The sequence below is a fragment of the Agrococcus sp. Marseille-Q4369 genome, assembly GCF_018308945.1.
Taxonomy (GTDB): domain Bacteria; phylum Actinomycetota; class Actinomycetes; order Actinomycetales; family Microbacteriaceae; genus Agrococcus.
On the sequence record NZ_CP070501.1, the window covers coordinates 2,154,801 to 2,166,764 of the forward strand.

Annotated in this window: 14 protein-coding genes; 5 read left to right on the forward strand and 9 right to left on the reverse strand. The window is 73.4% G+C overall.

Translation table 11 applies throughout. The annotated features are described in order from the left end of the window. The first annotated feature begins 61 nt into the window (after positions 1–61). Entirely contained in the window at positions 62–1,594 is a 1,533-nt protein-coding gene (locus JSQ78_RS10820; RefSeq protein ID WP_211447532.1) for a glycosyltransferase family 2 protein, read from the forward strand. 43 nt (positions 1,595–1,637) lie between these two features. Next, positions 1,638–1,928: a chorismate mutase gene (locus JSQ78_RS10825; RefSeq protein ID WP_211447533.1), complete on the forward strand. Its 291-nt coding sequence runs from the start codon at positions 1,638–1,640 to the stop codon at positions 1,926–1,928. Positions 1,929–1,934: 6 nt separating this feature from the next. On the opposite strand, the gene JSQ78_RS10830 is transcribed toward JSQ78_RS10825, so the two are convergent. The 7 genes from JSQ78_RS10830 to purS all read right to left on the reverse strand — a co-directional run bounded on the left by JSQ78_RS10830 (position 1,935) and on the right by purS (position 7,310). Next, positions 1,935–2,444 carry a TM2 domain-containing protein gene (locus JSQ78_RS10830; RefSeq protein WP_211447534.1) on the reverse strand — a complete coding sequence of 170 codons (510 nt, stop codon included), beginning with the start codon at positions 2,442–2,444 and terminating at the stop codon, positions 1,935–1,937. Positions 2,445–2,458: 14 nt separating this feature from the next. After that, positions 2,459–2,926 carry an SRPBCC family protein gene (locus JSQ78_RS10835; RefSeq protein ID WP_211447535.1) on the reverse strand — a complete coding sequence of 156 codons (468 nt, stop codon included), beginning with the start codon at positions 2,924–2,926 and terminating at the stop codon, positions 2,459–2,461. Further along, positions 2,923–3,360, reverse strand: a complete 438-nt coding sequence (locus tag JSQ78_RS10840) for a DUF1761 domain-containing protein (RefSeq protein ID WP_211447536.1) — start codon at positions 3,358–3,360, stop codon at positions 2,923–2,925. Before JSQ78_RS10840 ends, JSQ78_RS10835 begins: the two co-directional genes overlap by 4 nt. Positions 3,361–3,412: 52 nt before the next feature. After that, on the reverse strand, positions 3,413–5,695 hold the full coding sequence (gene purL / locus JSQ78_RS10845; protein WP_211447538.1) for a phosphoribosylformylglycinamidine synthase subunit PurL: 2,283 nt from the start codon (positions 5,693–5,695) through the stop codon (positions 3,413–3,415). A gap of 108 nt (positions 5,696–5,803) precedes the next feature. Next, on the reverse strand, positions 5,804–6,298 hold the full coding sequence (locus JSQ78_RS10850) for a DUF3817 domain-containing protein (protein ID WP_249295640.1): 495 nt from the start codon (positions 6,296–6,298) through the stop codon (positions 5,804–5,806). Positions 6,299–6,363: 65 nt separating this feature from the next. Further along, positions 6,364–7,053 (reverse strand): phosphoribosylformylglycinamidine synthase subunit PurQ, encoded by a 690-nt coding sequence (gene purQ / locus JSQ78_RS10855; RefSeq protein WP_211447539.1) that lies wholly within the window; start codon positions 7,051–7,053, stop codon positions 6,364–6,366. Beyond that, a complete protein-coding gene (gene purS / locus JSQ78_RS10860) occupies positions 7,050–7,310 on the reverse strand; it encodes a phosphoribosylformylglycinamidine synthase subunit PurS (RefSeq protein WP_211447541.1) in 261 nt (86 codons plus the stop codon). Before purS ends, purQ begins: the two co-directional genes overlap by 4 nt. A 119-nt stretch (positions 7,311–7,429) precedes the next feature. Between purS and ypfJ the strand changes: the two genes are divergently transcribed. After that, on the forward strand, positions 7,430–8,329 hold the full coding sequence (gene ypfJ, locus JSQ78_RS10865) for a KPN_02809 family neutral zinc metallopeptidase (RefSeq protein WP_211447543.1): 900 nt from the start codon (positions 7,430–7,432) through the stop codon (positions 8,327–8,329). 24 nt (positions 8,330–8,353) lie between these two features. On the opposite strand, the gene JSQ78_RS10870 is transcribed toward ypfJ, so the two are convergent. Continuing rightward, positions 8,354–9,223 carry a phosphoribosylaminoimidazolesuccinocarboxamide synthase gene (locus JSQ78_RS10870; protein WP_211447545.1) on the reverse strand — a complete coding sequence of 290 codons (870 nt, stop codon included), beginning with the start codon at positions 9,221–9,223 and terminating at the stop codon, positions 8,354–8,356. Next, entirely contained in the window at positions 9,220–10,479 is a 1,260-nt protein-coding gene (gene purD / locus JSQ78_RS10875) for a phosphoribosylamine--glycine ligase (RefSeq protein WP_211447546.1), read from the reverse strand. The genes JSQ78_RS10870 and purD overlap by 4 nt, the downstream gene beginning before the upstream one ends. A 153-nt stretch (positions 10,480–10,632) precedes the next feature. Between purD and JSQ78_RS10880 the strand changes: the two genes are divergently transcribed. Together JSQ78_RS10880 and JSQ78_RS10885 are read left to right on the forward strand one after the other, a co-directional pair. After that, complete coding sequence (locus JSQ78_RS10880) at positions 10,633–11,139, forward strand: DUF2243 domain-containing protein (protein ID WP_211447548.1); 507 nt, start codon at positions 10,633–10,635, stop codon at positions 11,137–11,139. 2 nt (positions 11,140–11,141) lie between these two features. Then, complete coding sequence (locus JSQ78_RS10885; RefSeq protein WP_211447550.1) at positions 11,142–11,954, forward strand: cytochrome c oxidase assembly protein; 813 nt, start codon at positions 11,142–11,144, stop codon at positions 11,952–11,954. The last annotated feature ends 10 nt before the right edge of the window (positions 11,955–11,964 follow it).

Consider the following 11,964-nt stretch of genomic DNA (forward strand, 5'->3'; position numbering starts at 1 on the left):
GGAGCCGGCGTCGTTGGCCTCCCTCCATCGCGCCGCGACCGCGGTGCGGGGAGGAGCCTGCGTGACCCGCATCGACCGGCGGCCCGGACTCCCGCCTGCCGAGGCGCCGAGGGCGGTCGATGCACCCGTGCGACTCGTCGCGGCGTGGATGGCGCTCACCGCGATCGTCGCGCTCGCGATGGCGAGCCTCTCGACGCCGACCTCGGTGGTCGGTTGGGTGGCGCTCGCGATCGCGGCGCCGGTCGTCGGGCTCGCGCTCCTGACCGGTTCGCGGCACGTCGCGCTGCTCCTCGCGGCGAGGCGCGCGTCGACCGCCGCTCCCCGCGTCGACGCGGCGTCGAGCGACGAGCGCGTCGCGATCCTGTTCCCGGTCGTCGACGACTTCCGCGCCGACGTCGTGCGGCGCTCCGCCGAGCAGTCGCACCCCGGCACCCGCACGGTCGTGCTTGACGACTCCTCGCTGCCCGAGACGCGCGAGCGCATCGACGCGCTCGTCGCCGAGGGCCTCGTCGAGGTGCACCGGCGCTCGGGCAGCGGTGGCGCGAAGGCCGGCAACCTCAACGCGTGGCTCGACCGGCACGGCGACGAGGTCGACTGCATCGTCGTGCTCGACGCCGACCAGGAGATCCCGGACGACTTCGTCGAGCGCGGGCTCGCGCGCTTCGCCCTGCACCCGGATGCGGCGGTCGTCCAGGGCAGCATCGGCATGCGCCGCGCGGGCACGTCGTTCGTGCGCGACTTCGGCGGCCTCTTCGCGCGGCACGCCGCCATGCAGCTCGCCGGCCGCGACGCGCTCGGGGTGAGCGTCTTCTGCGGCCGCGGCGCGATGCTCGACGTCGCCGCGGTGCGTGAGGCGGGCGGCTTCCCCGAGCTCGTGATGGAGGACACCGCGCTGTCGGTCGAGCTCGCGCGGCGCGGCCACCGGCTCGTCGCGGCGCCGGAGCTGCGCTCGCTCGAGGACGCCCCCGTCGACCACGCCGCGTTCGCGGTGCAGTTCGGGAAGTTCGTCGAGGGCGCGGTGCAGCTGCTCGCGCGCTCGCGCGGCAGCCTCGTCGACGGGCGGCTCGGGGCGCTCCGTCGCGCCGACCTCGTGCTCGACCTGCTCGTGCCCGTGCTCGCCGCGCTCGTGCCGCTCGTGCTGTTCGCCTTCTCGCTCGTCGCCGCCGCGACGCTCGCACCGGCCTTCCCGTGGCAGGTCGGCATCGTGCTCGGCGCGCTCGGGCTCGCGCCCCTCGTGCCGGAGGCCGCGCACCGCGCGCGCACGCGCGGGCTGCTCGCGAGCGCGACGTTCACCGTGCGCGCGGCGATGCTCTACGCGTCCGTCTCGCTCGTCGCCACGCGCGCCATCGTGATGGTGCTCGTCTCGGGACGGGCGCGCTTCCACGTGACGCCGAAGCAGGGCGCGGGCGCGGGCGTGCTCGCGGTCGTGCAGCGGCGCGGCATGGAGGTCGCGGTGGCTGCCGGGGCGACCGGGCTCGCGGCCGTCGCGGTCGAGCGGCCCGACATGGCGCTGCCCTTCGTCGGCATCGCGGCGGCCGGGCTCGCGTTCGGCTGGCGCGACGCGCTCGAGCCGCAGCCGGTCCGCGCGGACTGAGCCGTGCGGCGCGAGCGGCTGCGCGCGGACCTAGGCTGGGGGCATGACGAGTCCCGAGGAGCAGCTGCTGCGCCTGCGGCGCTCGATCGACAACGTCGACGCCGTCCTCATCCACACGCTCGCGGAGCGCTTCAAGCTCACGCAAGCGGTCGGCGAGCTCAAGGCGGCGAACGCGATGCCCCCGTCCGACCCGGACCGGGAGGCGACGCAGATCGCGCGGCTGCGCCGGCTCGCCGAGGAGGCGGACCTCGATCCGGAGTTCGCGGAGAAGTTCTTGAACTTCGTGATCGCCGAGGTCATCCACCACCACGAGCGCATCGCGAGCGCCGAGTAGCTCGGCTCAGGCCGACGGCCAGCCGCGATAGACGCCCGGTCGGGGCGCGGGCGTCTCGCGCGCGTTCTCCTCGCGCACCATCCGGCGCGTGAGGACGATGTCGACGAGCCACCACGCCGCGGCGGCGAGGATGAGCGGCACCCCGACGACGATGAGCATCGTGCTGACGAGCGTGAGCGAGAGCAGGCCGAGTGCCGTGCCGGTCCTGCAGAGGTAGAAGCGGTGGGCGCCGAACGGGCCGAGGAGGACCACGAGTACGTACGCGATCGCGAGCGACTTCGCCGGCTCGTCGTGCGCGCGTCGCTCGGGCTGAGCGGGGCGGGCCGAGGCACTCGGCGTCGGATCGTGCAGCAGTCGCCGATCGAGCTGCAGCGGCGTCGAGCCCGCAGCCTGCGGCCGCGGAGCCGCGGCCGAGCGCTCGTCCCACGGCGCGTACGCGCCCCAGCGCTGCCCATCCCACCAGCGTCGGCGGCCGTCGGGGTCGTCGTGCCAACCGGGCGATGCGGGCGTGCTCACTCGGAGAGCCTAGATCAGCTGCGCTCGGCGGCAGCGGCGATGTCGGCGAGGTCCTGCTCCATGGCCTTCCGGGTGGCGGCCATGCCGAGCCGCGCCGTGAGCTTCGCGGCGGCGCGCTGGATCCACGACGGCGACTCGTAGGAGCCCGAGAAGCGCATGCGCAGCAGCGTGCGTGCTTCGCCCTCGATCGGCTCGAGCGTGAACTCGGTGCGGTAGCGCATGCCGTGCGACTCGGCGGCGATCGTCGTCGAGCGCCCGGGCACGATGCCGACGACCTCCAGCTCCTCGGTCGCCTCGCGGCCGAGCATGGTGCGCGTCTCGCGCCACCGCGTGCCGATCGAGTAGCCCGCGCCGGCGAGCCGCTCCACGCGCGTCACGCCCGAGAGCACCGCCGCGGTGCCCTCGAGGTCGGTGAGCACGCGCCACACCGCATCCGTCGAGGCATCGATCGACCGCTCGAGGGTCAGCGAGAGGTCGCTCATGCTGCCGGGGGCCAGACGCCGATGACGAGCGCTATCGCGGTGACGACGAGCAGCTCGTTGAGGATCGTGAAGCCCGCGACCTTGAGGCCCCGCGGGTCGAACGCGTCGTGCACGAGCACGCGCGCGGCGGTGAAGCCGACGAAGAGGATCCAGCCGGTCACGAGCGCGTCGAGCAGGAAGCTGCCGCCGTAGAACTGCTGCGAGATCCAGGCGGCGCCGGCGAGCACCCACGCGGTGACGAAGGCGCAGAGGATGAGCATCGGGTACACCCACGGCTTCGGCCCGCTCGCGACGCTGTCGGAGGTATGGCCGACGGCCTTCATCCACGCGTTGCCGAGCACCTTCGGCTGGTAGTAGACGAAGCCGACGACCATCGCCGCGGCGGTCGCGAGCAGCACGGCCCAGATGTTGATGGCGGGGACGGTGAGCTCCATGGTTGGAGCATAGGCTCGCGCGGCCGCCGCCGCACCGCGCGAGCCGCGCAGGTCAGGCGAAGCGGGCGAGCGGTGCGCGGTTGGCGGCGCTCAGCTCTTCGAGCGGGATCGTCGCGATGTCCTGGATCTCGATCGCGCGGCTCTCGGCGTCGGTCACGCCGATGCGCAGCACCGGTACGCCGCGCGCCTCGCACATGCCCGTGAACTTCACCTCGTCCTCGCGAGCGACCGCGACGATCGCGCGCGCGCCGGTCTCGGAGAAGAGCGCAGCGGTCTCGTCGATCCCGTCGCGCTCCATGAGGCCCGAGAGCCAGATGCGGGCGCCGATGCCGAAGCGCAGGGCACCCTCGACGACGGCGGCGCCGAGGCCGCCCTCCGAGAGGTCGTGCGCGGCGGTCGCGAGGCCGTCGAACGCGACGCCCTGCATGAGGCCCGCGAGCTGCCGCTCGGCGGCGAGGTCGACGCGCGGCGGGAGGCCGCCGAGGTGGCCGTGGACCGTGCCTGCCCACGCCGAGCCGTCGAGCTCGTCGCGCGTCGTGCCGAGCAGGAAGATCGCCTGGCCGTCGTCCTGCCAGCCGGAGGGGAGGCGGCGGTCGACGTCGTCGATGACGCCGAGCACGCCGACGACCGGGGTCGGGTGGATCTGCGTCTCACCGGTCTGGTTGTAGAACGAGACGTTGCCGCCCGTGACGGGGATGCCGAGCTCGACGCATCCGTCGGCCAGGCCGTCGACGGCCTCGGCGAACTGCCACATCACCGCGGGGATCTCGGGGTTGCCGAAGTTGAGGCAATCGCTCACGCCCACGGGCGTCGCGCCCGTGACGGCGACGTTGCGGTAGGCCTCGGCGAGCGCGGCCTTCGCGCCCTCGCGCGGGTCGAGCTGGCAGTAGCGGCCGTTCGCGTCGACCGCGACGGCGAAGCCGAGCCCCGACTCCTCGTCGATGCGCACCATGCCGGCGTCGTCGGGCTTCGACAGCGCCGTGTTGCCGAGCACGTAGTCGTCGTACTGGTCGGTGATCCACGACGGGTCGCCGAGGTTCGGCGAGCCGATGAGCGCGCGCAGCTGCTCGCCGAGCTCCTCGCGAGCGGCGCGGGGGAGCGAGGCGGCCGAGTCGGCCTGCAGCGCGTCCTGCCACTCGGGGCGCGCCATCGGGCGGTCGTAGACGGGGGAGTCGATCGCGACGGTCTTCGGGTCGACGTCGACGATCACGTCGCCCGAGTGGGTGATGACGAGTCGGCCGTCGCCGGTGACCTCGCCGAGCACGCTCGTCTCGACATCCCACTTGCCCGTGATCGCGAGGAACTCGTCGAGCTTCTCGGGCGCGACGATCGCCATCATGCGCTCCTGCGACTCCGACATGAGGATCTCCTCGGCCGTGAGCGTCGGGTCGCGGAGCAGCACGTGATCGAGCTCGACGCGCATGCCCGAGTCGCCGTTGGCGGCGAGCTCGCTCGTCGCGCACGAGATGCCCGCGGCGCCGAGATCCTGGATGCCCTCGACCACGCCCGCGGCGTAGAGCTCGAGGCAGCACTCGATGAGCACCTTCTCGGCGAACGGGTCGCCGACCTGCACGGCGGGCCGCTTCGCGGGGCCCTCCTCGTCGAACGACTCGGAGGCGAGGATCGACGCGCCGCCGATGCCGTCGCCGCCCGTGCGGGCGCCGAAGAGCAGGACCTTGTTGCCCGCGCCGGTCGCGTTCGCGAGGTGCAGGTCCTCGTGCCGCAGCACGCCGACGGCGAGCGCGTTCACGAGCGGGTTGCCCTGGTAGACGGCGTCGAAGACCGTCTCGCCACCGATGTTCGGCAGGCCGAGGCAGTTGCCGTAGAACGAGATGCCGCCCACGACGCCGTGCACGACCCGCGCGGTGTCGGGGTGGTCGATGTCGCCGAAGCGCAGCGCATCCATCACCGCGACCGGCCGCGCGCCCATCGAGATGATGTCGCGCACGATGCCGCCGACGCCCGTCGCCGCGCCCTGGAAGGGCTCGACGAACGAGGGGTGGTTGTGCGACTCGATCTTGAAGGTGACGGCCCAGCCCTCGCCGACGTCGATGACGCCCGCGTTCTGGCCCATGCCGACCATGAGCCGCTCCTGCATCTCGGGCGTGACCTTCTGCCCGAAGGTCCGCAAGTGCTTCTTCGAGGACTTGTAGGAGCAGTGCTCGCTCCACATCACCGAGTACATCGCGAGCTCGGCGCTCGTGGGCCGACGACCCAGGATCTCGCGGATGCGCTCGTACTCGTCGGGCTTGAGGCCGAGGGCGGCGAACGGCTGCTCGCGCTCCGGGGTGGCGGCGGCGCGCTCGACGGTGTCGCGTGGAGTGGAAGCGGTCACGACTCTCCTAGGAGGTGGCTCGGCGGTCCCTCGATCCTATCGAGCGGGCGGATGCGTCGGCTCGCGCGCCGTCGTCGGCGTCGGTCGCGCGGCGCCCCGGTCAGCAGGTCAGTCGAACCACTCGGTCGGCGGCCCTGCCGTGAGCAGCGCGGCGAACACGATCGCGACGAGCACGAGCGCGATGACCGCGAGCAGGATCGGGTGGGTGATGCCCCAGCGGAAGGCGCGGTCGATCCAGCGGTCGTCACCCGGCTCGCCGGTCGGATCCGTGCGCCAGCCGCCCTCGAGGGCGTCGGTGCGCACGAGGCGGCGCTCCCACGGGATCGTCGCGTACGGGATCACGGCGGTCAGCACGCCGAGCGCCACGGTGCCGAGGCGCCAGCGCTGGTTGTGGCCGACGATGAGCTGCATCGCGGCGTAGGAGAGGAAGACGAAGCCGTGGATCGGGCCCGCGATCGGCACGAGGGCGTCCACCTCGAAGCCGTACTTCGCGATCATCGCGATGATGACCAGCGTCCACGTGACCGCTTCGGCGATCGCGAGGAAGCGGTAGAGCCGCTTCGGAGTGAGCCCGGTCGCGGTGTCGGTCGACGCATCCATCATGTAGCCAGTCTACGCATCTCGATGCGCGGCGACCACGGGCGGCCGCTGCTCGATGACCGGGTCGATCAGGCCGCGACGGCCTCCAGCGCCGACTTGAAGATCTCGAGCCCGTCGATGCCGGCCTTCATGCGCGTCGTCGTCGGGCCGAAGCCGAGCTCGACCGCGTGCTCCGGGTGCGGCATGAGCCCCATGACGTTGCCGGCCGCGTTCGCGATGCCTGCGATCGCGTCGATCGAGCCGTTGGGGTCGTCGCCGAGGTAGCGGAAGACGACGAGCCCCTCGGCCTCGATGCGCTCGATCTCGTCGGGCGTCGCGACGAAGCGGCCCTCGCCGTTCTTGAGCGGGATGACGATCTCCTGGCCCACCTCGAAGCGGTTCGTCCACGCGGTGCTCGAGCGCTCGACGCGCAGCCGCTGGTCGCGGCGCACGAACAGGCCGGAGGCGTTGCGCACGAGTCCGCCCGGCAGCAGCCGCGCCTCGGTGAGCATCTGGAAGCCGTTGCAGATGCCGAGCACGGGCATGCCCCGCTCGGCGGCTTCGACGACCTCGGTCATGATCGGCGAGCGCGCGGCGATCGCGCCGCAGCGGAGGTAGTCGCCGTACGAGAAGCCGCCCGGCAGCACGAGCGCGTCGACGCCGTGCAGGTCGTGCTCGCCGTGCCACAGCGCGACGGGCTCGTGGCCCGCGAGGCGCACCGCGCGCTGCGCGTCCCGGTCGTCGAGCGTGCCGGGGAAGGTGATGACGCCGACCCTCATCGGGCGGCCTCGTCCTGCACCCGCACGCCCACGACATCCTCGATCACGGTGTTCGCGAGCACGTCGTCGGCGATCTGGCGCACCTGCTCGAGCAGCGCATCCGTCACCTCGCCCTCGACGGTGAGCTCGAAGCGCTTGCCGAGGCGCACGTCGCCGATCTCGCCGTGACCCAGTCGCGCGAGCGCGCGGCTGACCGCCTTGCCCTGCGGATCGAGGATCTCGGCCTTCGGCATGACGTCGACGACGATGACGGCCATGGGTCTCCCTAGCTTGCGGGCGGGTTGGGGTCACCTCATTCTATGGATGCGGCGCGTGCGACGGTCGGACCGTGCGGATTCCCGGGCGATCGTCGGGTCCCCCCGGCTATGGTGCCGCCATGACGTTCAGGGGCAACGCGAACTTCGACACCTCGACCGTGAGCCGGGGCGGGGGCGGTGGTGGCGGTCGCGGTGGCGCGCTCGCGGTCGGCGGCGGCGGTCTCGTGACCGTCATCCTCGTGCTCGTGTCGATGTTCTTCGGCATCGACCTCACCGGGCTCGCGCCGCAGCAGCCGATCGATCCCGCCTCGCAGTCGCAGGGCGAGGAGGTCACCGGGTGCACGGGCGAGGCGGCGAACGACCCCGGCAACGTGACGTGCCGCATGGAGGGCGGCGCCGACTCGATGTCGCAGTTCTGGGAGGCGACGTTCGCGGCGAACAACCTCGAGTACCGCGACCCGAGCGTGCAGCTGTTCGACCGGCAGGTGCAGACCGGTTGCGGTGCGGCGACGAGCGCGGTCGGCCCGTTCTACTGCCCGGCAGACGAGCGCATCTACATCGACACCACGTTCTTCCAGCAGATGCGCGACCAGTTCGGTGCCTCGGGCGGCTCGCTCGCGCAGCTCTACGTGCTCGGGCACGAGTGGGGCCACCACATCCAGCACCTCACCGGCGATCTGCAGCGAGTGGAGCGCGGCGACTCCGGGCCGCAGTCGAGCGGCGTGCGGTCGGAGCTGCAGGCCGACTGCTACGCGGGCGCGTGGATGAACGGTGCGTCGCAGACGCGCGACGACGACGGCGGCGACCCGGTGCTCATCGCGCCGACGCAGCAGGAGATGAACGACGCGATGGACGCCGCGTCGACGATCGGCGACGACCGCCTGCAGGCCCAGAGCGGGGGCGGCGTGAACCCCGAGACGTGGACGCACGGCTCGAGCGAGCAGCGGCAGCGCTGGCTCGCGACGGGCTACAACGAGGGCGTCGGCAGCTGCGACACGTGGCGGGCGCCGGAGGTCTGAGCCACGCGCGCGAGGCCGCTCAGCTCAAGCGGCGGTCAGTCGGTCGAAGAGCTCGCGGTAGCGCGCGGACGTGCGCTCGACGACGTCGGCCGGCAGCCGCGGCGGGTCGCCCTGCCCGTCCCAGTTCGCCGCGAGCCAGTCGCGCACGATCTGCTTGTCGAACGACTCGACGCGGCCATCGGTGAGCGCGTCGGCGTCCCAGTACCGCGAGGAGTCGGGCGTGAGCACCTCGTCGGCGAGCACGAGCTCGCCCGTCAGTCGGTCGCGGCCGAACTCGAACTTCGTGTCAGCGAGCACGAGCCCCGCCTCCTCCGCGATCGCGGCGCCCATCGCGTAGACGCTCAGGCTCATGTCGCGGATGGCGCCAGCATCGGCCGCGCCGACGAGCTCGACGGTGCGCTCGAACGAGACGTTCTCGTCGTGCTCGCCTTGCGGCGCCTTCCACGCGGGCGTGTAGATCGGCTCGGGCAGTGCATCGCCGTCGCCGAGCCCCTCAGGCAGCGCGACGCCCGAGATCGAGCCGACCTGGCGGTACTCCTTGAGCCCCGAGCCGGTCACGCGGCCGCGCACGACGCACTCGACGGGCAGCATGTCGAGCGTGCGCACGAGCATCGCCCGCCCCCGCACCGCCTCGGGCGTGCGGTCGTCGGCGCCCTCGGCGAGCTGCGTCGGCAGGCCGAGCCGCTCGGTCCACCAGCGGGTGAGCGTCGTGAGCAGCTCGCCCTTGCCGGGGATCGCGGGCTCGAGCACGCGGTCGAACGCCGAGACGCGATCGGAGGCGACCATGAGCATCTCCGGCGCCTCGTGCAGCGTCGCGCCCTCCGGGACGTAGAGGTCGCGCACCTTGCCGCTGTAGGCGAGGTGCCAGCCGGCGAGCTCCGCGGCGCCCGTCATGCGCCCGCGCCGATGTCGGAGCGCGCCTGCCCGCCCTCGAGCGAGATCGCGGCGAGCCCCGCGTAGGCCCGCTCGCGCGCCTCGGCGAGCGTCGCGCCGGTGCCGACGACGTTGAGCACCCGGCCGCCCGTGGCGGTGAGCCCCTGCTCGCCCGCGCCGGTCGCGGCATGCAGCACCCGCACGCCCTCGATGCGCCCCGCCTCGTCGACGCCGTGGATCGGCCGCCCCGTGATGGGGTCGCAGGGGTAGCCCTCGCTCGCGAGCACGACCGCGACCGCGGCCGAGTCGCGCCACGACAGCGGCGCGACGGAGGCGAGGCTCCCGTTCGCGGCCGCCAGGAGCGCATCCGCGAACCCCGACTCGATGCGCGGCAGCACGACCTGCGTCTCGGGGTCGCCGAAGCGCGCGTTGAACTCGATCACCTTGACGCCCGCGTCGGTGATGATGAGGCCGCAGTAGAGCAGCCCGCGGAACGGCGTGCCCGCCTCGGCCATCGCCCGGATCGTCGGCAGCGCGACCGTCTCGACCACTTCGTCGACGAACGCCTGCTCGCCGCCGAAGCGGTCGGCGAGCCACGGCAGCGGCGAGTAGGCGCCCATGCCGCCCGTGTTGGGGCCGGTGTCGCCGTCGCCGAGCCGCTTGAAGTCCTGCGCGGGCGCGAGCGGCACGGCGTGCGTGCCGTCGGTGAGCACGAACAGGCTCACCTCGGGCCCCTCGAGGTACTCCTCGATGAGCAGCGGGCCGTCGGGCAGGAACGCCTCGGCATGCGCCTCGGCTGCCGCGCGGTCGTCGGTCACGATGACGCCCTTGCCCGCGGCGAGGCCGTCGGCCTTGAGCACCCACGGGGGTGCGGATGCGTCGAGCGCGGCGCGCACGTCGTCGAGCGTCGAGGCGGTGGTGTCGGTGCCCGTCGGCACCCCGGCGCGCGCCATGACGTCCTTGGCGAAGGACTTCGAGCCCTCGATTCGAGCGGCGGCCCTCGTGGGGCCGAAGACCGGCACGCCCACGCGCTCGAGCTCGTCGGCGACCCCGGCGACGAGCGGGGCCTCCGGGCCGATCACGACGAGCTCGAAGCCGCCGTCGACGGCGAGCTCCGCGACGAGCTCGGGGCTCTTGATGTCGAGCCGCACGGTCTCGACCTCGGTCGCGATGCCGGCGTTGCCGGGCGCGGCCGTGATCTCGTGGCCGCCCTCCGCGAGGAGCGCCGTGATGATGGCGTGCTCGCGCGCGCCGCTGCCGAGGACGAGGATCCGCACCCGCCCATTCTAGGAGCGGGGCGCGCGGCCCGCCCGCGTGCCGCGATGCATCCGCCCTGAACCGGCGCTCGCGCGGATGCCGCTCCCAGCCGCTGCCCCGACAATGGCCGCACGCAGGGCCGCGGCGCTCGCCGCGCCCGGAGGGGGAGCCCGATGACGAGCACCGGCCGCCGCGGCAGCGCGGGCGCGAGCGACGCCGGCGCGAGCGACGCCGGAGCTGAGCCGATCCGGCGAGTCGTGCTCTCGGGCGTGCTGTTCGGCGCGGGCATCGCCGCCTCGGTCGTCGACCTGCTCCTGTTCCACCTCGTGCTGCAGTGGCACCACTTCTACGACCTCGGCACGACCGAGATGGCGATCGCCGCCGACGGCTTCTTCCACGCGGTCGCGTGGGGGATGACCGTCGCGGGGCTCTTCCTGCTCGTCGACGCGCGGCGGCGGGCGCCGGTGCGGTGGTCGCGCTGGACGGGCGCGGTGCTCGCAGGGCTCGGCGGGTTCCAGCTGCTCGACGCGGTCGTCAACCACAAGCTGCTCGGCATCCACCAGGTGCGCTACGACGTCGACCTGCTGCCCTACGACATCGCCTGGATCGGCTCGGCGGTCGTCGTGCTCGCGATCGGGCTCGTCGTGCTGTGGCGCTCGCGGGGGCGGACGGAGCCCTGAGCATGCCGAGCCACGACGGTCACGGCGGCGCGGTGCCGCTGGCGGCGGATGCGTCGTGGGCGCTGCTCGACGCGCTCATCGTCGCCGCGCTGCTCGTCGCCGTCGGCGGCTACCTGCAGGCGCTGCGTGCCGCTCGCCGCCGCGGGCCGTGGCCGGTGCTGCGCACGACGAGCTGGATGCTCGGGGCGCTCTGCGCGGGCGCGGCGACGCTCGGCCCGATCGCGATCGTCGCCCACTCGAGCCTCACGGGCCACATGCTCGCGCACCTCCTGCTCGGCATGCTCGCGCCGCTCCTGCTCGTGCTCGGCGCGCCCGTCACGCTGCTGCTGCGGGCGCTCCCCGCCTCCGCCGCGCGCCGCCTGACGCGCGTGCTGCGCAGCGCGCCGCTGCGCGTCCTGACCCACCCGGCGACGGCGGCGGTGCTCAACGCGGGCGGCCTGTGGGCGCTCTACGCGACCGACCTCTACGGCCTCATGCACGCATCCGCCCTCGTGCACGGCATCGTGCACCTCCACCTGCTGCTCGCGGGCTACCTGCTCACCGCCGCGCTCGTGGGGGTCGACCCCGACCTGCACCGCGCGTCGATCGGCGTGCGAGCGGCCGTGCTGCTCGCCTTCATGGCCGTGCACTCGATCATCGCTAAGCGCGTCTACGGAGCGCCGCCCGCGGGCGTCGAGGCGGCCGATGCGCACGTCGCGTCGCAGCTCATGTACTACGGCGGCGACGTCGTCGACGTGACGCTGCTCGTGCTGCTCGGGCTCGCGTGGCTGCGCGCGACCCGGCCGCGCCGAGCCGCGGTGCCCGCGGCGGCCTGACCGGCCCGCG

Bases quoted from the DNA above. Each gene is read 5' to 3' on its own strand.
- purS (WP_211447541.1), bottom strand. From the start codon at position 7,310: ATGGCCGTCATCGTCGTCGACGTCATGCCGAAGGCCGAGATCCTCGAT.
- JSQ78_RS10840 (WP_211447536.1), bottom strand. From the start codon at position 3,360: ATGGAGCTCACCGTCCCCGCCATCAACATCTGGGCCGTGCTGCTCGCG.
- JSQ78_RS10885 (WP_211447550.1), top strand. From the start codon at position 11,142: ATGCCGAGCCACGACGGTCACGGCGGCGCGGTGCCGCTGGCGGCGGAT.
- purQ (WP_211447539.1), bottom strand. From the start codon at position 7,053: ATGAGGGTCGGCGTCATCACCTTCCCCGGCACGCTCGACGACCGGGAC.
- JSQ78_RS10825 (WP_211447533.1), top strand. From the start codon at position 1,638: ATGACGAGTCCCGAGGAGCAGCTGCTGCGCCTGCGGCGCTCGATCGAC.
- JSQ78_RS10835 (WP_211447535.1), bottom strand. From the start codon at position 2,926: ATGAGCGACCTCTCGCTGACCCTCGAGCGGTCGATCGATGCCTCGACG.
- JSQ78_RS10880 (WP_211447548.1), top strand. From the start codon at position 10,633: ATGACGAGCACCGGCCGCCGCGGCAGCGCGGGCGCGAGCGACGCCGGC.
- JSQ78_RS10870 (WP_211447545.1), bottom strand. From the start codon at position 9,223: ATGACGGGCGCCGCGGAGCTCGCCGGCTGGCACCTCGCCTACAGCGGC.
- JSQ78_RS10850 (WP_249295640.1), bottom strand. From the start codon at position 6,298: ATGATGGATGCGTCGACCGACACCGCGACCGGGCTCACTCCGAAGCGG.
- ypfJ (WP_211447543.1), top strand. From the start codon at position 7,430: ATGACGTTCAGGGGCAACGCGAACTTCGACACCTCGACCGTGAGCCGG.